Source organism: Nonomuraea sp. NPDC005730 (assembly GCF_040630865.1).
In the GTDB taxonomy this organism is placed as follows: domain Bacteria; phylum Actinomycetota; class Actinomycetes; order Streptosporangiales; family Streptosporangiaceae; genus Nonomuraea.
The window spans coordinates 161,564-181,962 of sequence record NZ_JBEXYK010000007.1; the positions used below are offsets into that span (position 1 = coordinate 161,564).

The 20,399-nt window shown below is 69.3% G+C and carries 20 protein-coding genes; 9 read left to right on the plus strand and 11 right to left on the minus strand.

From position 1 onward, the window contains the following. Positions 1–168: 168 nt before the first annotated feature. The 4 genes from rplI to rpsF form a co-directional block, all read right to left on the minus strand. Entirely contained in the window at positions 169–615 is a 447-nt protein-coding gene (rplI, locus tag ABZ444_RS12805; RefSeq protein ID WP_357995149.1) for a 50S ribosomal protein L9, read from the minus strand. 14 nt (positions 616–629) lie between these two features. Then, positions 630–866 carry a 30S ribosomal protein S18 gene (rpsR, locus tag ABZ444_RS12810; RefSeq protein ID WP_020543048.1) on the minus strand — a complete coding sequence of 79 codons (237 nt, stop codon included), beginning with the start codon at positions 864–866 and terminating at the stop codon, positions 630–632. Between the two features lie 63 nt (positions 867–929). Then, positions 930–1,493: a single-stranded DNA-binding protein gene (locus ABZ444_RS12815; RefSeq protein WP_357995151.1), complete on the minus strand. Its 564-nt coding sequence runs from the start codon at positions 1,491–1,493 to the stop codon at positions 930–932. A 148-nt stretch (positions 1,494–1,641) separates the two neighbouring features. Next, complete coding sequence (gene rpsF / locus ABZ444_RS12820) at positions 1,642–1,932, minus strand: 30S ribosomal protein S6 (protein ID WP_026214314.1); 291 nt, start codon at positions 1,930–1,932, stop codon at positions 1,642–1,644. Between the two features lie 191 nt (positions 1,933–2,123). Here rpsF and ABZ444_RS12825 point away from each other — a divergent pair, with 191 nt between their 5' ends. Then, positions 2,124–2,441 (plus strand): hypothetical protein, encoded by a 318-nt coding sequence (locus ABZ444_RS12825; protein WP_357995153.1) that lies wholly within the window; start codon positions 2,124–2,126, stop codon positions 2,439–2,441. Between the two features lie 55 nt (positions 2,442–2,496). On the opposite strand, the gene ABZ444_RS12830 is transcribed toward ABZ444_RS12825, so the two are convergent. Continuing rightward, entirely contained in the window at positions 2,497–2,676 is a 180-nt protein-coding gene (locus tag ABZ444_RS12830) for a hypothetical protein (protein WP_357973985.1), read from the minus strand. A gap of 76 nt (positions 2,677–2,752) precedes the next feature. Here ABZ444_RS12830 and ABZ444_RS12835 point away from each other — a divergent pair, with 76 nt between their 5' ends. Then, positions 2,753–3,496, plus strand: a complete 744-nt coding sequence (locus tag ABZ444_RS12835) for a deoxyribonuclease IV (protein ID WP_357995155.1) — start codon at positions 2,753–2,755, stop codon at positions 3,494–3,496. Between the two features lie 75 nt (positions 3,497–3,571). On the opposite strand, the gene ABZ444_RS12840 is transcribed toward ABZ444_RS12835, so the two are convergent. From ABZ444_RS12840 to ABZ444_RS12855, 4 genes are all read right to left on the minus strand, one after another. Further along, positions 3,572–4,636 carry a mannosyltransferase family protein gene (locus ABZ444_RS12840; protein ID WP_357995157.1) on the minus strand — a complete coding sequence of 355 codons (1,065 nt, stop codon included), beginning with the start codon at positions 4,634–4,636 and terminating at the stop codon, positions 3,572–3,574. Next, positions 4,633–5,949, minus strand: coding sequence for a glycosyltransferase 87 family protein (locus ABZ444_RS12845; protein ID WP_357995159.1), 1,317 nt, complete (start codon positions 5,947–5,949; stop codon positions 4,633–4,635). The genes ABZ444_RS12840 and ABZ444_RS12845 overlap by 4 nt, the downstream gene beginning before the upstream one ends. Further along, positions 5,946–8,417: a transglycosylase domain-containing protein gene (locus ABZ444_RS12850; protein ID WP_357995161.1), complete on the minus strand. Its 2,472-nt coding sequence runs from the start codon at positions 8,415–8,417 to the stop codon at positions 5,946–5,948. Before ABZ444_RS12850 ends, ABZ444_RS12845 begins: the two co-directional genes overlap by 4 nt. Positions 8,418–8,648: 231 nt before the next feature. Continuing rightward, positions 8,649–9,035: a DUF5318 family protein gene (locus tag ABZ444_RS12855; protein ID WP_357995163.1), complete on the minus strand. Its 387-nt coding sequence runs from the start codon at positions 9,033–9,035 to the stop codon at positions 8,649–8,651. 133 nt (positions 9,036–9,168) lie between these two features. Here ABZ444_RS12855 and ABZ444_RS12860 point away from each other — a divergent pair, with 133 nt between their 5' ends. Both ABZ444_RS12860 and ABZ444_RS12865 read left to right on the plus strand, forming a co-directional pair. Further along, positions 9,169–9,753: a PadR family transcriptional regulator gene (locus tag ABZ444_RS12860; RefSeq protein WP_352322949.1), complete on the plus strand. Its 585-nt coding sequence runs from the start codon at positions 9,169–9,171 to the stop codon at positions 9,751–9,753. A gap of 13 nt (positions 9,754–9,766) precedes the next feature. Beyond that, complete coding sequence (locus ABZ444_RS12865) at positions 9,767–10,846, plus strand: inositol-3-phosphate synthase (protein ID WP_357995166.1); 1,080 nt, start codon at positions 9,767–9,769, stop codon at positions 10,844–10,846. 25 nt (positions 10,847–10,871) lie between these two features. Here the strand turns inward: ABZ444_RS12865 and idi are convergent, their stop codons facing one another. Continuing rightward, a complete protein-coding gene (idi, locus tag ABZ444_RS12870) occupies positions 10,872–11,456 on the minus strand; it encodes an isopentenyl-diphosphate Delta-isomerase (RefSeq protein ID WP_357995167.1) in 585 nt (194 codons plus the stop codon). 95 nt (positions 11,457–11,551) lie between these two features. Between idi and ABZ444_RS12875 the strand changes: the two genes are divergently transcribed. Next, the gene (locus ABZ444_RS12875; protein WP_357995169.1) at positions 11,552–12,841 is read left to right on the plus strand and encodes an MFS transporter; all 1,290 of its coding nucleotides are present in this window, start codon (positions 11,552–11,554) and stop codon (positions 12,839–12,841) included. Here the strand turns inward: ABZ444_RS12875 and ABZ444_RS12880 are convergent. Continuing rightward, positions 12,821–14,245, minus strand: coding sequence for a CCA tRNA nucleotidyltransferase (locus ABZ444_RS12880; RefSeq protein ID WP_357995171.1), 1,425 nt, complete (start codon positions 14,243–14,245; stop codon positions 12,821–12,823). The two genes, ABZ444_RS12875 and ABZ444_RS12880, sit on opposite strands and share 21 nt — an antisense overlap. A gap of 100 nt (positions 14,246–14,345) precedes the next feature. Here ABZ444_RS12880 and ABZ444_RS12885 point away from each other — a divergent pair, with 100 nt between their 5' ends. The 4 genes from ABZ444_RS12885 to ABZ444_RS12900 all read left to right on the plus strand — a co-directional run bounded on the left by ABZ444_RS12885 (position 14,346) and on the right by ABZ444_RS12900 (position 20,390). After that, entirely contained in the window at positions 14,346–14,900 is a 555-nt protein-coding gene (locus ABZ444_RS12885; protein ID WP_357995173.1) for a YbaK/EbsC family protein, read from the plus strand. A 44-nt stretch (positions 14,901–14,944) separates the two neighbouring features. Next, positions 14,945–17,041 carry a DUF6049 family protein gene (locus ABZ444_RS12890; RefSeq protein ID WP_357995175.1) on the plus strand — a complete coding sequence of 699 codons (2,097 nt, stop codon included), beginning with the start codon at positions 14,945–14,947 and terminating at the stop codon, positions 17,039–17,041. After that, entirely contained in the window at positions 17,038–18,642 is a 1,605-nt protein-coding gene (gene murJ, locus ABZ444_RS12895; RefSeq protein WP_357974020.1) for a murein biosynthesis integral membrane protein MurJ, read from the plus strand. Before ABZ444_RS12890 ends, murJ begins: the two co-directional genes overlap by 4 nt. Positions 18,643–18,872: 230 nt before the next feature. Continuing rightward, complete coding sequence (locus ABZ444_RS12900; RefSeq protein ID WP_357995177.1) at positions 18,873–20,390, plus strand: protein kinase family protein; 1,518 nt, start codon at positions 18,873–18,875, stop codon at positions 20,388–20,390. Positions 20,391–20,399 lie beyond the last annotated feature (9 nt).

Here is a 20,399-nt window from a genome sequence, read left to right on the forward strand (position 1 = left end):
CCAGGCCATCCGGTCCCGCGCCGGCGCGGGTCACGGCGGCACACCGGTGAAGGCGCACCGGCCCCCGAACCGGCCACAGCCGTGAGAGGCCGGGACACCGGCCGGACAACGGGCCCCGGAACGCGAAAAAGCCCCCCTCCTGGCGGAGAGGGGCTTGATCAGCGTTCGTCAGCCGGCCACGACGTCGACGTCGACGGACGCCGACACCTCGGGGTGGAGCTTGACGGTGATCTTGTGCGACCCGACGCTCTTGATCGGGTTGCGGATCTCGATGCGACGGCGGTCGAGGATCGGGCCACCGGCCGCCTTGACGGCGTCGGCGATGTCGCCCGTGGTGATCGAGCCGAACAGCCGGCCCGCCTCGCCCGCGCGGGTGGACAGCCGCACGCGCAGGGCGCCGAGCTGGCCGGCGACCTCCTTGGCGGTGCCGAGGTCGCGGATCTCGCGAGCGTCGCGAGCCTTCTTGATGGTCTCGATCTGGCGCTCGGCGCCACGCGTCCAGCGCATGGCGTAGCCGCGCGGGATGAGGTAGTTACGGCCGTAGCCGTCCTTGACCTCGACGACGTCGCCAGGGGCGCCGAGGCCGGAGACCTCGTTGGTGAGGATGAGCTTCATGTCGACAGACCTCCTTAGCGCGCGGTGCTCGTGTAAGGCAGCAGAGCCACCTCACGGGCGTTCTTGATCGCGGTCGCCACGTCGCGCTGGTGCTGGGTGCAGTTGCCCGTCACCCGGCGCGCACGGATCTTGCCGCGGTCGGAGATGAACTTCCGCAGCAGCGCCGTGTCCTTGTAGTCGACGTATGAGATCTTGTCGTGGCAGAACAGGCAAACCTTCTTCTTGGGCTTGCGCAGTGCCGGCTTAGCCATCGTGGTGCTCCTCTCAGAGCCCCGCCTTTCGGGCGGGAATGGACTCGGGCTTGTGGACAGGTGTTAGAAAGGCGGTTCGTCGCTGAAGTCGTTGCCGCCGCCGAAGCCGCCGCCCTGGTTGCCGCCGCCGCCGCCGAAGCCGCCACCACCGCCGCCACCCTGGTAGCCGCCGCCCTGGGGCGGGGCGGGCGAGGCAGAGGCCCACGGGTCGTCGGCGGGACCGCCGCCGAAGCCGCCGCCGCCACCGCCGCCACCCTGACGGGTGGTGCGGTTGACCTTGGCCGTGGCGTTGCGCAGGGACGGGCCGACCTCGTCGACCTCGACCTCATAGACCGTGCGCTTCTCGCCTTCCTTGGTCTCGTAAGACCGTTGCTTGAGCCGCCCCTGCACGATGACCCGCATGCCGCGCTGGAGGCTCTCGGCGGCGTTCTCAGCCGCCTGCCGCCACACGTTGCAGGTCAGGAAGAGGCTTTCGCCATCCTTCCACTCGTTGGTCTGGCGATCCATGAACCGCGGAGTGGACGCGATGCGGAATCGAGCCACCGCTTGACCCGTCGGGGTGAAGCGCAGCTCCGGGTCGTCGACAAGGTTGCCGACGATGGTGATTACGGTGTCGCCTGCTGCCATGGCTAGCGCTCGCCTTCCTGCACGCCTTCGCTTGGGTTACGGCTCAGAGTACGGGTGCTCTCCGACAAAAAGCCGGTGGTCGTCAACAAGAAACCCGCTCGTTGAGCCGCCTCCCGGAGGGACGGCCCGCTTCGCGGCCTTCTTGTGGCTAGTGCACGTCCGGGCGCAGGACCTTGGTGCGCAGGATGCCCTCGTTGAGGTTCATCTGGCGGTCGAGCTCCTTGACCGTCGCGGGCTCCGCGGACAGGTCGATGACGGCGTAGATGCCTTCCGACTTCTTGTCGATGTCGTAGGCGAGACGGCGACGGCCCCAGACGTCGACCTTCTCCACGGTGCCGCCGTCGTTGCGGACCACGGTGAGGAACTGGTCGAGGGACGGCGCGACAGTGCGCTCATCGAGCGAAGGGTCCAGAATGACCATTACTTCGTAACGACGCATGCGGGACTCCAACCTCCTCTGGACTTTTGCGGTCACGACACTCTGCCGTGACAGGAGGACGCTGACGTCAGGCCGCGGCGCCCCATTTCGGCGCCCCGGGGCGATGGGACACCCATCACAACGCAGCGCTGCCCAGGTTACCAGCCACGAGTAGGTGGGAAGGCCTGTAGGAAACCAAGGGGGTGGCGGCTGTGCCACATGTGCTTCATCCCTCCGAGAGGGAGCGGTTCAAGCTCACGCTCAACACCGACGGACGCTCTCACCCGGTGGAGAACGGCCTGGCGGTCGCGACACTGGTGTGCGGGCTCGTGGCATTCGTCGCCACGTTCTTCCCCGCCGCCCACGTGATCTCGTCCTGGATCGGCACGCTCGGTTTCGGGACCGGCCTCTACTCGCAGTACATCTCGGTGACCACGCCGCAGCGTTCGGTCAACATCGTGGGCCTGGTGGCCTCGTTCGTGGGGGCCGTGCTCGGCATCGCCCACGGCGGCTTCCTGCCCCATCCGTGACGGGCCCGCACACGGCGAACGGCCCCGGTGACGCCGGGGCCGTCGGGTATGTGACTCACCTGCCGATGTGCAGGTCGATGCCGAGCAGCACCAGGAACCAGAGGAACACCGCGAGCAGAGCCTCGGCGACGTCCCGGAGGAGACCCGGGGTGATGTAGTCGTAGATCCAGGCGACGTAGATTCCGACGATCACGTAGACCAATAAGATCAGCGCCCGCAGCCGCCAGCGTGTCATGTGCGCTCTCCTCGGGGGTAGGGGGTGCCGGGCGTCTTCCCGGAGGCGGTTGCGCCAAACGGATAAGCTCCTTGACATGGTGCGTATCGGAGCTCACGTCGACCAGGACGACCCCGCCGCTCACGCCGAACGGGTCGGGGCGGAGGTCGTGCAGTTGTTCCTCGGCGACCCGCAGGGCTACGCCAAGCCGGTGCTGCCGGACAAGCCGGTCGAGGGTGTCGACATCTACATCCACGCCCCCTACCTGATCAACGTCGCCACGACGAACAACCGCATCAGGATCCCCAGCCGCAAGCTGCTCGAACAGCACCTCAAGGCGGCCGCGGGGCTCGGCGCCAAGGGCCTGGTCGTGCACGGCGGCCACGTCAACAAGAGCGACGACCCGCAGGTGGGCTTCGACAACTGGCGCAAGGTGTTCGAGCGCATGGAGTGCCCGATCCCCGTGCTCATCGAGAACACCGCGGGCGGCGGCAACGCCATGGCCCGCAGGCTGGAGCGCATCGCCCGTCTGTGGGACGCGCTCGACGGCTTCGACGTGGGCTTCTGCCTCGACACCTGTCACGCGCACGCGGGCGGCGAGGAACTGGTCGACCTGGTCGAGCGGGTCAAGGCGATCACCGGCCGCATCGACCTCGTCCACTGCAACGACTCGCGCGACGACTTCGACTCCGGCGCCGACCGGCACGCCAACCTGGGTCAGGGGAAGATCGACCCTGAGCTGATCCTGGCGGTCTGCCGCGCGGCGGGCGCCCCGGTCGTGGTGGAGACGCCGGGCGAGGGCCAGGCCGACGACATCGCGTTCCTGCGCAAGAACCTCTGAACGTCTCCGGACCGAAAACACACAGCCTGTGGATAACTTCCCTGGATTACCGAGGCGAAGAAACGGGTAGAGACTTCAGCCCGCCCAGGCGCCCGTGAGGAAGCGGACCGTGTTCAGGTACATGAGCGGCCCGCAGATCATCGCGTACAGCACGATCACCCAGGGCTTCCTGGTCGCCACCTTGGCGACCAGGACCCACAGCGGGAACCACAGCAGCAGCGAGCGCGGGATCGACAGGTAGTACGCCGAGGTCATCAGCGCCGCCGCCGGCAACCCGCAGTAGACGGCCTCGCTCCACCTGCGCAGCGCCAGCAGCCACACCAGCACGCCCACCGCCAGCACGGCCCCGGCGATCTCCATGCGGAAGGCCACCGCGAAGTCGTCGGTGCCCATGGCCGAGTTCCACGTCGTGCGCCACGCCTCCCAGGGCCAGACGAAGTCGCGTCCCCAGCCGGCCTCCTGCGCGTGCTTCCACGCCAGCCAGTCGCCCGACCGCCGGTAGTGGTAGAACGAGTACGCCGCCAGCGGAAGGAAGGGCACCGCCAGCCACCCGGCCTGCCGCCACGACTCCCTGCTCCTGACGAACTCCACCACCAGCGCGACCGCCAGGAACAAGCCGGTGATCCGCACGCACGACGCCCCCGCCGCCAGCAGGACGGCCTGCGGCCAGCGTCCGAGCCGGGCGGCCAGCCACGCGGGGATCGCGAAGGCCAGGAACAGCGACTCGCTGTAGCCCGCCGCCAGGAACACGGCCATCGGGAACAGCAGCAGCGCCAGCACCGCCATCCAGCCGGTCGCGCCCTCGAACTCGGCCAGCCTGGCCAGCGCGACCACGGCCACCGCCCCGGCGGCCAGCGAGATCAGCAATCCGCAGATCGCCCAGTCGGGCACCACGAGATGCAGCGCCCGCAGCGCGACCGGCAGGCCGGGGAAGAACGCGGGCAGGCCGTCGTCGCGCGGTTTGCCCGGTTCGCCGTCGTACCCGTACTGGGCGATCGTGACGAACAGGCCGGCGTCCCATTGACGCCACTTGCCGGCGTACTCGGCCAGGGTCAGGCCGAGCAGCGTCGACAGCAGGAGCCCGGCCCGCGATCCGAGCCACAGCAGCAGCGCGTCCCGAGCGGCCGAGCGGGTGATCATCTCGTCTTCAGCACGAACCGGTCGGGGGCGTCGTCGAACACCCCGCCCGCCTGGTCGTCGACGCCGGTCTGGCGCACCACGTCCCGTTCCGGGCGCAGGATGTCACGGACGACGAACGCCATCATGATGCCGATGGTGATGACCCGTCCCCAGACGGCGGTGAAGTAGGTGTCGTCCCCGATGCCCAGGTCGTCCCTGCTGAGCGGGGACTGGGCGAGCAGGTAGAGCCAGATCGCCGCGAAGTACCAGACCTCGGCGAGCTGCCACAACGCCAGCGGCTTCCACCTGGGCCTGGCCAGCACCGCGAACGGCACCAGCCACAACACGAACTGCGGCGACCACACCTTGTTCGTCATCATGAACGCGGCCAGCGCGAGGAAGCAGAGCTGCGCCAGCCGGGGCCGGCGCGGCGCGGTGAGCACGAGCACGGCGATGCCCAGGCAGAGCACGGCGAGCGTCACCATGCCGAGCGTGCTGACGTCGGCCTCGCCCAGGATCCCCCAGCCCTTGCGCTGGAAGAACAGCCACGGCGAGCCCCAGTCGATCCCGCGTTCCTGGGAGAAGACGTAGAACCGGCGCCAGCCGTCCCAGGCGAAGACCATGAAGGGCACGTTCACCACGAGCCAGGCCCCGGCGGCCGACCCCAGCGTCACCAGGAACGGCCGCCAGCGCGCGGTCCGCAGCGTGAGCAGGAACAGCGCCCCGAGGAACATCAGCGGGTAGAACTTGGTCGCGATCGCCAGCCCGAGCAGCACGCCCGCGAGCACCTGCCGCCTGCGCGCCCAGGCCAGCAGCATGCCCATCGACAGCGCGCCGGCGACCAGGTCCCAGTTGATGTACGCGGCCAGGATCACGGCGGGCGAGATCGCGTACCACAGGGCGTCCCACCGGCGGGTGGGCCCGGCCACCGCCGCCATCAGCAGAACGCCGGCCACCAGGCAGATGCCGAGCAGCAGGACCGTCAGGTCGTAGAACCGGACGGCCTGCGCGACCTGGTCGAGCTCCAGCTTCCGCGAGATCCAGGCGATGACCTGCATCACCTCGCCGAGCACCACGGGGTACTCGACCTGCTTGTCGAACGGCACGTCGGCGAAGTACGGGTTCTGAGTCGCGAGCTGCCGGTCGAAGTACAGCGGGTAGATGTCGGTGTAACAGAAGTTCGTGTACGTCTGGACCTGGTCGTTCCATCCGCCGGTGCGGCACGGCAGCCGCACCACGTAGCCGAGCACGGCCCCCAGGGCGGCGATCAGCCCCAGGGGCAGGTACGGCACGGCACGCGCCGCCAGAGGGACGCGTGCCTCGGTCGTGGTCACCACTCCTCGTGTCGGGCGCTCATCTGCGAGGTTCCCGTCGGCCGGGAGTCGGGCACCTTGCCGCCTCCGCCGCCGCTCAGGATGCCGTGGTCGTCGGCCTCGGGGATGCCGGTGTCCTGCGAGTCGTCGGTGACGTCACCGCTGTCGTCGTTGCACGGCGCGACCAGGCAGTTCTGCTCGCTGCCGTCGTCGAAGGGGTTGTCGCCGCCGTCGTCGAACGGGTTCTCGGCGGTCGGGGTCGGCGTCGGCACCGGGCGCGGCACGATGTTCTCCGGCAGGCCGATGTCGGCCTTCTGCGGGAACTGCTCGATCGGCCTGCCCTCGTGCGCGGCGAGCATGAACCGCCGCCAGGTCGCGGTGGGCGGGCCGGCGCCCTCGAACCCGAGCGGGGACTCCACGGCCGTGGTGTACGGGTTGTTCGGGCCGTACTTGCCCGGTTTCTTCTCGTTGGGGACGATGGGACAGTTCGAGTGCCGGGGCTGAACGGTCTTGCCCGACTTGGTCACGCACCGCTCGCGGTAGAACCCGACAGCCGTGGAGATCTGCGGCGTGTAGCCGACGAACCAGGCTTCCTTCTCGTTGTTGTTGGTGCCGGTCTTGCCGGCCGCGGGCCGGTTGCCGAGCCCCTGGCCCGCTGCGGTGCCGCTCCTCAGCACCTCCTGCATGGCGGTCGTCGAGTCGGCGGCCACCTCCGCGTCGATGACCCTGGTCGAGGTCCGCTGCTCGGGGTAGACGACCTGGCCGTTGAGCTTGACGTCCTGCACCACGTGGTACTTGGTGTACTTGCCGCCGTTGGCGAAGATCGCATACCCGGCGGCCTGCTCGACCGGCTTCACCAGGGCGCTGCCGATGGCGAACTGGAACTGGTGATCCTTGACGTCCTGGTCCATGCGTCCCTTGTCGAACCCGGCGTTCTCCACGAGCTCCTTGACGTCGTCGAGCTGCCTGGGCAGCTTGAACGCCATCGACACGTACGCGGTGTTGACGGACTGCGCCGTGGCCTTGACCACGTCGACGGCCTGGCCGACGTTGTGGCTGTTGCGGAAGCCGCCCTTCTGCTCGCCCGGGATGACCTTCGGCACGGTCTGGTTGCCCGGCACGTAGCTCTTGAGCGAGTAACCGGCCTGCAGCCAGGCCGCCAGCACGTACGGCTTGAACGCCGACGCGGCCTGCTTGTTGGCGTCGAAGGGCTCGTTGAACGGATCGGTGAGGAAGTTGGAGCCGCCGTAGAAGGCCAGGACGCGGCCGTTCCTCGGGTCGACGGCGGCCAGACCGGCGTGGAACTCCTTCGACATGTTCGCCGTCGTGGCCTCGACCGCCGTCTTGGCGGCCTTCATGAGCTTCTCGTCGAAGGTCGAGGTGATCTGGTAGCCGCCGCTCCTGACCATGTCAGGGGTGAGCTTGCGCTGCTTCAGCTCCTCCAGCACCTGCGTGATCATGTAGCCGCGCAGGCCCGCGTAGACCTCCTTGGGGTCGCCTTTGTAGACCTTCGGGAACTTCGCCTTCGCCGGCAGGCCGCCGTACTTCTGGGGCCACTGCTCGGCCATGTACTTGATGGTCGTGCTCCAGCGTTCGCGCAGGCCGGGGTCGTCGGGACCCCAGCTCGGGCGCTGGATGCGCGCGGCCAGGTAGGCGCCCTGCTCGGGGGTCAGGTCCTTGGCGTGGACGCTCTTGCCGAAGTACGCCTGCGAGGCGGCCTCGACGCCGTAGGCGAGGCCGAAGTTCACGGTGTTGAGGTAGCGGGCGAGGATGTCTTCCTTGGTCAGCTCCTGGTTGAGCTTGACCGCGACGAAGATCTCCTTGAGCTTGCGCTTGACGGAGACCTCCTGGCTGAGGCCGTCGTAGTAGCCGCGGGCCATCTGCTGGGTGATGGTCGAGGCGCCCTGGAGCTGCTGGCCGGTCGCGGTCATCCACACCGAACGCGCCATGCCGGAGAGGGAGATGCCGGAGTCCTCGTAGAACGTCTTGTTCTCGATGGCGACCGTGGCGTCCTTGAGGGTGTCGGCCATGTCCTTGAATTCGACGGTCTGCCGGGGCACGCCGAGCTTGGCGAGGACCTTGCCGTTGCGGTAGTAGAGCGTGCTCTGCTGCGCGATCGCCGACGCCTGGGGCGCCTTGGGCACCGGCGTGAGGTTGTACGCGACCATGATCATGCCGAAGATGCCGGCCGCCAGCACGACCACGCTGGCCACGACGATCTTCCAGCTCGGCACGAACCGGCGCCAGCCGGTGCGCTTCCCGTCCGGCGGGCCGGGCGGGCCGGGCGGTTTGGGCGGCTCGCCCGGCCCGCTCGCCCTGCGCGAGCGCCTGGGCGGCGCGTCGCTGACCATCGTCTCCTGGTTGCTCATCGAACGCGTGTCCTGCCGCGCCCGGGAGCGGCTGCGCGGCGTCGGCTCCTCGCGCCCCTGGGGCGCCCCGTGCTGGGGCTGCGGCCCGGCGGCGGGGTCGCCGTACGGCTGCGCGGACATCGCGCCCGTCTGCTCGTACGCGGCTTCAGGACGACGCTGTTGCTGCGAGGCACCCCAATCGGAATCGCCGGTTTGGGGAGGAGAACCTGGGGGCACAGAACGGGATGAGTTGGAGCGACGGCGCCTTCCCGGGCGGGCCGTCCCCTCATTCATGCTGTTACTCACACGTCCTCGCATCGTCGTCGGATAAAAACGGCGTATGGGCGTGAGGTGACTCGCCGCCCTCGGTGTTCACGGTTGGCCGACGAGGTCTGGCGGTCCGTTGCCGAGGACGAACGAGACCGTCAGGTGGTTCCAGGAACAACCTTGGCAGACCTCGACGACGTACACCCGGAACTCATCGTAATCATGGGCCATTTCGACAAGCTCTGACGTGGCCTTTGCCTGACCGGCCTGCCGTCCGAGCGAATCGCCGAAGACATAGGTCACGTTGGTGACGTTCTCCCTCTCGCACACCGGGCAGAGACGTTCGGTCGGTTCGCCGAACACGCGGGCCGCGCGAAGGAGGTACGGCTGTGCGTCACAGAGGTCCCCGCGCGAGGCACGGCCCACCTCCAGGGAACAGACCGCTGCCCGCTTGGCGAGGCCGTAGTCCACCACCCTCCGTTGTGACCACATGAGCGCCAGACTACGGCGTTTTACCGAATCATCCCAACGGCTTGGCAAATCCTTTGATTGCGGCCTTATAGCGAATCGACGTATCCTCTGGATGTATCGACTCGATACATCGACGCGAGAGGGGGCGGTTCCAGTGGCCAGCGGACAAGGCAGAGTTCTGGAGCTAGCCGTGCTCGGGTCGCTGCACGAACAGCCGCTACACGGCTATGAGCTGCGCAAACGGCTCAACGCCCTGTTGGGCATGTTCCGTGCGTTCTCCTATGGATCGCTGTACCCCTGTCTGCGATCACTACTGGCCCAGGGCCTCATCGTGGAGGAGCAACCCGCTCCCGCCACGATCGTCGGCGGCCGGTCGAAAATCGTCTACAAGCTCACCGCGGAGGGCAAGGAACGCCTCCAGGAGCTGCTGACCCAGGCCGGCCCGTCAGCCTGGGAGGACGAGAGCTTCGGTGTGCACTTCGCCTTCTTCAGGCACACGGAGGCCGAGGTGCGCCTGCGGATCCTCGAAGGCCGCCGCAGCCGCCTGGAGGAGCGCCTCGACAGCGTGCGCACGGCGCTGGCCCGTACCAGGGAAAGGCTCGACAGCTACACGCTCGAGCTGCAGCGCCATGGGCTCGAGTCGGTCGAACGCGAGGTGCGTTGGCTGAACGAGCTGATCGCCACGGAGCGGCGGGCCTCGGAAGGGCCCGAGAGAGATACCACGTCAACTGATGAGTAAGGGAGCGAGTGCGATGGGTTCGGTTCGCGTGGCCATTGTCGGTGTCGGCAACTGCGCGTCTTCGCTGGTCCAGGGCGTCCACTACTACAAGGATGCGGACCCGGCCGCGCGAGTGCCGGGCCTGATGCACGTGAAGTTCGGTGAGTACCACGTGGGTGACGTCGAGTTCGTCGCCGCCTTCGACGTGGACGCCAAGAAGGTCGGCCGTGACCTTTCCGAGGCGATCGTCGCCAGCGAGAACAACACCGTGAAGATCACGGATGTGCCGCCGACAGGGGTGACCGTGCTGCGCGGCCACACCTTCGACGGTCTGGGCGAGTTCTACCGCGAGATCATCGAGGAGTCCGACGAGGAACCCGTCGACGTGGTCAAGGTACTCCGCGACAACCGGGTCGACGTGCTGGTTTCGTACCTGCCGGTGGGCTCGGAGGAGGCCGACCGCTTCTACGCGCAGTGCGCCATCGACGCCAAGGTGGCGTTCGTCAACGCGCTGCCGGTCTTCATCGCCTCCGACCCCGAGTGGGCGGAGAAGTTCACCGAGGCCGGGGTGCCGATCGTCGGCGACGACATCAAGTCGCAGGTCGGCGCCACCATCACGCACCGCGTGCTGGCCAAGCTGTTCGAGGACCGCGGTGTCGAGCTGCTGCGCACGTACCAGCTCAACTTCGGCGGCAACATGGACTTCATGAACATGCTGGAGCGCAGCCGGCTCCAGTCGAAGAAGATCTCCAAGACGCAGTCGGTCACCTCGCAGATCCCGCACGAGATGGGCAAGGCCGACGTGCACATCGGCCCGTCGGACCACGTGCCGTGGCTGGACGACCGCAAGTGGGCGTACGTGCGCCTGGAGGGCCGCTCGTTCGGCGACACCCCGCTGAACCTGGAGTACAAGCTGGAGGTCTGGGACTCCCCCAACTCGGCCGGCATCATCATCGACGCCGTGCGCGCGGCCAAGATCGCCCTCGACCGGGGCATCGGCGGCCCGATCCTGTCGGCGTCGTCGTACTTCATGAAGTCGCCGCCGGAGCAGTACTCCGACGACGAGGCCCGCGAGTACGTCGAGAAGTTCATCAGGGGTGAGGTCGAGCGCTGACCTGTGGGCCCCTCGCGGCCGCGGCTCAGCCGCGCGCGGCGGGGGGCAGTTCGTCGTCGGGGGCGGGACGCCAGGTCATCGGGTCGGCGCCCAGCTCGCAGAGCAGCGGCACCTGCTCCCTGCACCACGGCGAGATCGCCAGCAGGCCGCTGCGCACGCCCTCGGCGAACTCCTTCCACGGCATCCAGCGCACCTCGCCCACCTCGTCGGGGTTGGGCGCCACCGGGGTGTCGACCGTGACGCGGTAGACCGGGCACAGCTCGTGCTCGACGATGCCGTTGCCCATGACGGCGCGGTAGGAGAAGCCGGGCAGCATGAGATCGGCGCCGCCGGCGTGCAGGCCCAGCTCGTAGGAGAGCCTGCGGACGACCGCCCGGCCGAGCGCCTCGCCCGGCAGCGGGTGGCCGCAGCAGCTGTTGGTCCAGACGCCGGGCCAGGTGATCTTGTGGCTGGCCCGCCTGGTGAGCAGCACGCGGCCTTCGGGGTCGAAGACGTAGCTGGAGAAGGCTAGATGGAGCGGGGTCTCCCGGCCGTGCACCGACGTCTTGGGCGCGGTGCCGAGCGCGTGCCCCTCGCGGTCGACCAGCACAACGTGTTCCTCAGTGGTCACGCTTTGAAGCGTACGAGATCGTCGTGCGCGTTCGGAACCCGCCCGGCCACCTCCGGCGCATCCTATGTCGCGGTGCGCCCGGCTAGGCTGACGGAGTGTCATTCGTCGCCGATCTCCGCGTCGTCCTCCAAGGCCGTGACTTCCGACGGCTGTTCAGCACGCGGCTGGTCTCCCAGTTCTCCGACGGGATCTTCCAGTTCGGCGTCACGAACTTCGCCTTCTTCAGCCCCGAGAAGCAGACGACCGCCCTGGCGGTGGCCGCCGGCCTGGCCGTGCTGTTCCTGCCGTACAGCGTGCTCGGGCCGTTCGTCGGGGTGTTCATCGACCGGTGGTCGCGGCGGCAGATCCTGGTCGTCGCGCCGTTCGTGCGCGGTGGGCTGTTGCTGGTCGCGGCGGCGCTGGTCGCCTCCGACGCGCCCGACCCCGTCTTCTACGCGGCCGCGCTCGGCGTGCTCGGGGTCAACCGGTTCTTCCTGGCCGCGCTCGGCGCCTCGCTGCCGCACGTGGTGCCGTCCGACCGGCTGATGGCGGCCAACGCGGTGACGCCGACCTGCGGCACCGTGGTCACGTTCGTCGGCGTGGGCGTCGGGTTCCTGCTGCGCGAGGTGTTCGGCGACAGCGACCGGGGCATCGGGCTGCTGCTGGTCGTGTCCGGCGTGATGTTCGGGCTGAGCGCCCTGGTCGCCCGCAAGATGGACCGCGCGCTGCTCGGCCCGTCCTACGACCCCGAGCAGCCCCAGGCCCGCGAGGCCCTGCGCAACGTGGTCGTGGGCCTGGTCGACGGCGCCCGCCATCTGGCGAGTCACCGCGAAGCCGCCGCGACCATGGGCGCGATGGCCGCGCACCGCTTCCTGTACGGCATGGCCACCGCCCTCGGCATCATCCTCTACCGCTACTACTTCACCGACGGCGACCCCGACGCCGCCCTGCGCGGCATCGGCCTGGTGGTGGCCGCGTCCGGCTTCGGCTACTTCCTCGCGGTGATCATCACTCCGTACGCGACCGAGCGGTTCGGGATCGGCCCCTGGGTGGTCATCGCGCTGTCCTCGGCCGGCGTGCTGGCGGGCGCGCTCGTCCTGCCGTTCCAGACGTGGGGGCTGCCGGTGGCCGGCTTCGTGCTGGGCGTGGCCGGGCAGAGCGTCAAGATCTGCGCCGACACGACCGTCCAGCGCGACGTCGAGGACGCCTACCTAGGCCGCGCCTTCTCGCTCTACGACATGCTCTTCAACGGCATGTACGTGCTGGCCGCCGCGCTCTCGGCCGCGATCCTGCCGCCCAACGGCAAGTCGTACCCGGCCGTCGTGATCATCACGGTCGGCTACCCCGTGGCGGCGCTGGCCTACCGGATGGTCACGACGTCGTCGTCACGATCCCAGGCCGTGTGACCTCGCCCAGTCGAGCAACGCCTGGGTGGCCGCCTCCTTGCCGAGCACGCCCTTGTCCAGCCTGAGGTCGAGCAGGAACTTGTACGCCTGGCCCACCACGGGCCCCGGGCCCACGCCGAGGACGGCCTGGATCTCGTTGCCGTCGAGCTCGGGCCGCATCTTGGCCAGCTCCTCCTCCTCGGCGAGCCGGGCGATGCGCTCTTCGAGCTGGTCGTAGGTGCGCGACAGCGCCGCCGCCTTGCGCTTGTTGCGGGTGGTGCAGTCGGCCCTGGTCAGCTTGTGCAGGCGGCCGAGCAGGTGGCCGGCGTCGCGCACGTAGCGGCGCACGGCGCTGTCGGTCCACTCCCCCGTGCCGTAGCCGTGGAAGCGCAGGTGGAGCTCGACCAGCTGGGAGACGTCGGCCACGACGTCCTTGGGGAACCTCAGCTCGGCCATGCGCTTCTTGGTCATCTGCGCGCCGACGACCTCGTGGTGGTGGAACGACACCCGCCCACCGGCCTCGTGGCGCCGGGTCTTGGGCTTGCCGATGTCGTGCATGATCGCGGCCCAGCGCAGGATCCGGTCGGGCTTGCCGTCCTCCTCCTGGGCGATGGCCTGGTCGAGCACGGTCAGGCTGTGCTCGTAGACGTCTTTGTGCCGGTGGTGCTCGTCGATCTCCAGGCGCAGCTTGGGCAGCTCGGGCAGCACGTGCGCGGCCAGGCCGGTCTCCACCAGCAGGCGCAGGCCCTCGCGCGGGTTGGCGCCGCAGAGCAGCTTGTCGAGCTCGTCGCGGATGCGCTCGGCCGAGACGATCTCGATGCGCTCGGCCATCGCGGTCATCGCCGCCAGGGCGGCCCGGTCGACGTCGAAGCCGAGCTGGGAGGCGAACCGGGCGGCCCTGAGCATGCGCAGCGGGTCGTCGGCGAACGAGCGCTCGGGGGTGCCGGGCGTGCGCAGCCGCTTGGCGCGCAGGTCGTCGAGGCCGCCGTAGGGGTCGACGAACTCGTGGCCGGGCAGGCGCACCGCCATCGCGTTGACCGCGAAGTCGCGCCGCTCCAGGTCGGCCTCCAGCGTCTCGCCGTAGGCGACCTCGGGCTTGCGCGACTTGGGGTCGTAGGACTCGCTCCGGTACGTGGTGATCTCGATCAGCCAGTTGCCCTTGCGCAGGCCGACGGTGCCGAAGTCGATGCCGATCGTCCACACGGAGTCGGCCCAGTCCCTGACGACGTCGAGCACCCTGTGGGGGTTGGCGTCGGTGGTCAGGTCGAGGTCGTTGCCGACGCGGCCCAGCAGGATGTCGCGCACGGGCCCGCCGACGAGGGCCAGCTCGTGGCCGTGGTCGGCGAACAGGCGGCCGAGCTCGTCGGCCACCGGTGCGATCTTGCGGAACAGGTCGTGCATCGCCCGCTGCTGGCTTTCGGTCATTGTTGAGTCGGACAAACCCTGTCGGTCCTTCGATTCCGGAACATATCCCCCGAGCCACATCAGGTCCGGGTTACCTTCGGTCTGGGGACCGTCGGGGGCCATGGAACAGGGCGAGACGGAGGAGGACTTCATGAAGGACGCCCTCGCGATCCACCGCTGGCTCCTCGCACACCAGGTCCATCATGAGATCGTACGCCTTCCGCGCCCCATGACTTGCGCGGAGGAACTGCCGGAGACGGTCTCCGCGGAGCCCGGGCGGTGCGTCGTGGTCACCATGTTCGACGTCGCCACCAGGATCGGCAGCGAGGTCGTCGTCGCCGTCGTGTCCACCGCGGCGGCCCCGCCCCAGCCCGGCGTCGTCGGGGGCCTGCTGGGCGCCCGCCAGGTGCGGCCGGCCCCGGCCTTCCTGGTCAACTCGGCCACCGACTACACCGACGGGCTCGTCTGCCCGCTGCTGCTGCCGGAGTCGCTGCCGGTGCTCATCGACGACCGGCTCGTCGCCGACGACATGGCGGTCTTCACGGCCACCGGCGAACGGCACACCGCGCTCTGTCTTCGTGCGCTCGACCTGCTGAATCTCCTTACCGGCAAGACGGTCGACCTGCGTACGCCCCGACCACGGGGAACACGCGAGGCGGTCGCGCCGCGGCACTGAACCCGTACCATTGCGGGCGTGCGCCGTCGTACCCCAGCTCTGGCATGCGTGTGATCCGTAAGGTCGCGCTGCTCGCCGTGATGTCCGTCGCGTCGCTCGCCCCCATGGTGGCGGCGGCGCCGAACTCTGCTGCCACGGTGGAGGCGGCGCGGGAGACGCTCTCGGTCTCCATCACGTCGATCACGCCACAGGTGACGAGCAGCCCGACCGACGAGATCAAGTTCACCGGCACGGTCCGCAACGACACCGGGACCGCGCTCGGCCCCCTCCGCGTACGCCTGCGCTACACGAGCGAACGTTTCTACGACCGCGCCTCCATGGCGGCGTACCAGACCGACCAGAACAACGCCACGCTGCCCGGCAACGTCTCCCGCACCTCGGCCATGGACATCCCGGCCCTGGCCGTCGGCGGACAGGCCACCTGGACGTTCACGGCGACCCCGATCCAGCTCGGCTACCGCTCGTTCGGCGTCTACCGGATCGCCGTCGACGTCTCCCAGAACGAAGTGCCGATCACGGCGCAGCGCACGTTCCTCACCTATGCCCCGCCCACCACGCCGAAGCTGCCGACCAACAAGCTGGCCGTCGCCCTGCCCGTCATCGACCAGCCCCACCGGGGCTCCGACGAGACGTTGTTCGTCGACGACAAGCTGAGCCAGTCGCTCAGCGGCAAGGGCCGCCTGGCCGACCTGGCCCGCATCGCCCAGACGGCGCCGAAGAGCGTCACCTGGTTCGTCGAGCCGTCGCTGCTCGACGACCTGAAGGCGATGACCAAGGGCTACCACGTCAAGACCAAAGACGGCACAGAAGGCAAACCGGCCAACGACACCGCCGGCACCTGGCTGTCCACCATGAGCACGGCGCTGGCCGCCTCTCCCGTCATCGCCACCCCCTACGGCGACCCCGACGTGACGGCCCTGGCCCATCAGGGGCTCGACGCCCAGCCCGGCCGGGCGATCGAGCTCGGCGGCCAGACCGCCAGGGCGCTGCTCAACCGCAACGCGCAGACCTCGATCAACTGGCCGCCCGCGGGCGTGCTCGACGCCGACGCGCTCGACCTGCTCTCGGTCAGCCCCGGCAAGGTCTCCACCGTCCTGCTCAACTCCACCAACCTGCCGCCGCAGCCGCCCGTCACCCACACGCCCGACGCCGCCGCCACGCTCGACACCGTCGCCGGCCCGGTCAAGGCGCTGGTCGCCGACGCCGAGCTGAGCCGGCTGTTCGAGCCGACCGCGCCCACGACGGTGCTGCTCAGCACGCAGCGCTTCATCGCCGAGACCGCGATGATCGCCGCCGAGGCCGGGCAGGTCGAGCCGCGGTCGCTGGTCGTCGCGCCGTCACGCCGCTGGGACCCCAACCCGACGCTGGTCACCAGCCTGCTGAAGACCGCGAACAAGCTGCCGTGGCTCTCGATGACCACCCTCGACTCGATCAAGCCCGGCAAGACGGCGACACCGCGGGCCGAGCTCACCTACACCGAGCAGGACCGCAAGGAGGAGCTGAACGCCAAATACCTGGCCCCCGTCAAGGAGGTCGCCACCCAGGCGCAGCTCACCGCCTCGGTCACCGGGACCAAGGCGCCCTCGACGTTCGACGCCGCGGTGCTCAGGCTCACCTCGTCGGCCTGGCGCAACAACACCCGCGCGGGCCGTGCCATCACCAAGCTGGTCGGCGCGGCGGTGGACGAGCGCATCGACAAGATCCAGGTGACCGACGCGCCGCGCACGCTCGCGGGCAGCGACGGCGTGGTCCCCATCAGCGTGAAGAACTCGCTGGACAAGCCGGTCACCCTCTACATCGACGTCAAGTCCAACAACCCCGGGCGGCTGCAGATCAAGCCGCTCCCGCCGGAGCCGCTGGTGATCGGCGGCAACCTGAGCGGCACGCGCCAGGTGACGATGAACGCCACCACCAGCGGCGACGCCACGATCACCGTGCAACTGCGCACGATCGACAACCTGCCCTACGGCAAGCCGCAGCGGCTGACCATCCACACCACCGGCTACACCGGCATCGCCCTGGTCATCGTGGGCGCCGCGCTGACGGTGATGCTCGCCGCCGTCGTGACGCGGATCCTGCGCCGCCGGTCGGAGCGACGGCTCGCGCGAGCGGGCAGATCCCGGGAGAGTGAGACCGTATGAGCCGCATGCTGCGGGCCAGCGCCATCATGGCGGCGGGCACGATGGTGTCCAGGGTCACCGGGTTCGCCCGCACGATGGTGCTGGCCTACGCCATCGGCACCGCGGCGCTGGGCGACTCCTACAACGCGGCGTACGCGATCCCGTACAGCATCCTCGACCTGCTGCTGCTCGGCGTGCTGAGCAGCGTCGTGGTGCCGATGATCGTCCGGGCGCAGCAGCACGACGCCGACGGCGGCCGCGCCTACGAGCAGCGCCTGCTGACGCTGGCCACCGCCGTGCTGGTCGTGGTGGCCGTGCTCGCCGTGCTGGGCGCGCCGCTGCTCATCGACCTCTACACCGACTGGGACCGCGGCAGCATCAAGTTCGAGACCGGGGTCATGCTGGCCCGGTTCATCCTGCCGCAGCTCGCCTTCTTCGGGATCGGCGCGGTGGCGGGCGCCATCCTGAACACCCGCGACCGCTACGGCGCTCCCATGTGGGCGCCGGTGCTCAACAACCTGGTCGTCATCTGCGTGTTCGTGGCCTACGCCGTGGTCGGCAGCGGGTCCGACATCGAGGCGGTCACCACCGGCGACCTCGCGCTGCTCGGTCTCGGCACCACGGCGGGCATCGTCGCCCAGGCGGTGGTGCTGATCGTCGCGCTCAAGCGGGTGGGGTTCTCGTTCGTGCCGCGTTTCGACGTGCGCAACGCCCGGCTGGGCGAGATGGGCAGGGCCGGGGTCTGGACCATCGGCTACGTGGTGGTCACCCAGCTCGGGTTCATGCTGACGACCAACCTGGCCAGCTCGGCGGGCAACGAGGTGGCCGGCCACGGCATCAGCCCGTACACGCTGGCGTTCCAGCTCTTCCAGCTCCCGTACGGGATCATCGGGGTGTCGGTGATCACGGCGATGCTGCCCCGGATGAGCCGGGCGGTGGGCGAGGGCCGGCTCGACGACGTGCGCACCGAGTTCGGGTCGAGCGTGCGGCTCATCTGCTCGCTCATGGTGCCGGTCTCGCTGTTGCTGATGGTGCTCGGCCCGGCGATCACCGTGCCGATCTACGGCCACGGCGCCAACAGCGTCGCCGACGCCGTCTACATCGGGAACGTGCTGCAGGTCTACGGCCTCGCGCTGGTGCCGTTCGCGGTGTTCCAGCTGCTGCTGCGGGTGTTCTACAGCTTCGGCGACACCCGTACGCCGGTGTTCGTGGGGGCCGGCACGACCGCGGTCAACGCGCTGCTCATGGTGATCTTCTTCGTGCTGCTGCCCGCCCGCTACGCGGTGATGGGCCTGGCGCTGGCCTACGCCGTCGCGTACGGGCTGGGCGCGGTCCTGGCCTGGACGCTGGCCAGCCGCCGCGTCCAGGGCCTGGGCGGCTGGACCATCGGCACGGCGCTGACCAGGATGTACCTGGCGTCGCTGCCCACGGCCGTGCTGGGGCTGCTCACGGTCTGGGTGGTCACTCAGCTGTTCGGCGGTCTGGGTTTCGTCAACTCGCTGATAGTCCTGGCCGTGGGTGGTGGTCTGGGTCTGTTGCTCTATCTCGCCGTCGCCCACAGGATGCGCATAGCGGAGGTCAACTCACTCGTTGGTATGGTCGCCAGACGCGTAGGCCGGTAGTAATTGGGAAATCCGGCATATGGACGGACTTGACCACGACGGCTGACGAGTTTCCGGTTGGCAAAGAACGCGGGCGGAATCGACTCGGCACTACCATGGTGCCCGACACGCGCGAATGGAAGCAGGAGGGGCGTGGGCGGATCCACCCGGCATAGCGTGCCTACGTGGGACACCACCACGCAGGTGAGTCGAGTCATGAGCACGCCCGATCGGCCTAGCGGAGAGAGCCTGTGAGCACGTCGGCCGTGGAACCCGGCACCCGACTGGCCGAACGTTTCCGGCTGGAGGACCGCGTCACCGAGTCCGACGGCGCGACCCTGTGGAAGGCGATCGACGAGATCCTCGCGCGCCCGGTGGCGGTGCACACGTTCGGCCCCGACTTCCCGCGCGTGCACGAGGTCGTCACCGCCGCCCGTGCCGCGAGCCGGCTCACCGACCCGCGCCTGACGCAGGTGTTCGACGCCGGCGAGGACGACAAGCACTCCTACGTGGTCAGCGAGTGGGTCACCGGCGAGACGCTGACCGACCTGCTCGCCGCCGGCCCGTTGGAGCCCGAACGCGCGGCCGGCCTGGTGGCCGAGGCCGCCGAGGCGCTGGCGCACGCCCATGAGGCCAAGCTCTACCACCTGTGCCTGCGACCGTCCCACCTGGTCTGGACGACGGGCAACACGGTCAAGGTGCTCGGCGTGGCCGTCGACGCCGCGCTGTCCGGGCTCACCACCGACCAGCCCGCCCTCGACGACGCCGAGGGGCTGGGCAGGCTGCTGTACGCCGGCCTGACCGGCCACTGGCCCGGCGACGAGGAGGAGGGCGGCCTGCCCGCCGCTCCCATGATCGATGGGCACTTCTGCTCGCCGCGGCAGGTCACCGCCGGCGTCCCCAACTACCTGGACACCGTCACCGTCCGCGCCTGCCTTCCGGAGTCGCGCAAGGGCCAGGGCGCGCTGGTGAGCCCGTCCGAGGTCGCCGAGGCGCTGGCCGACGTGGCCAGGCCCATGCCGATCGCCATCTCCTACCCCTCGACGCCGGCGGTCGCCTCCGCCTCCCACACCGAGGGCCTCGACATCGCCCACCGGCAGCAGCGCACCATGCCGCCCCCGCCGCCCGTGCCGCGCCGGCCGCCCAGCCAGGGCGGCGGCAGCGTGCTCAACCGGGTGCTGATGACGCTGGTGGTGCTGCTGGTCATCGCCGCCGTTGGCGTCGGCGCCTGGACGATCGGCCGCAGCCTCGGCAGTCCCGCCACCCCCGAGGCGTCGGTCAGCCCGACCACCGGCAAGTCCTCCGCCTCGGCCTCGGCCCAGGCCGTCAAGCCGGACAAGGCCAAGGGCTTCGACCCGCTCGGCGACGACGGCGACGAGAAGTCCGACATCGCCGGGCTGGCCATCGACGGCAAGCCCAGCACGTCTTGGACGACCCAGAGCTACGGCAACGCCGAGCTGGGGAACCTCAAGAAGGGCGTCGGCCTGCTCCTCGACATGGGCAAGTCCATGCAGATCAGCGACGTGGTGGCCACGCTGGCCAAGGCCGACGGCGCGAGCGTCGAGCTGAGGGTCGGCGACTCCCCCGAGCTCGGCTCGCTCAAGACCGTGGCGACCCAGAAGAGCGCCTCGGGCAAAACCACCCTGACCCCCGAGGACCCGGCAACCGGTCGGTACGTTTTGATCTGGTTTACGCGCGTTCCGGCAGATGCGGGCCAGTTTCGTGGCACCATCTATGAAGTAGTGGTGCATTCTCCCGGATCGGCATAAATCAGGAAT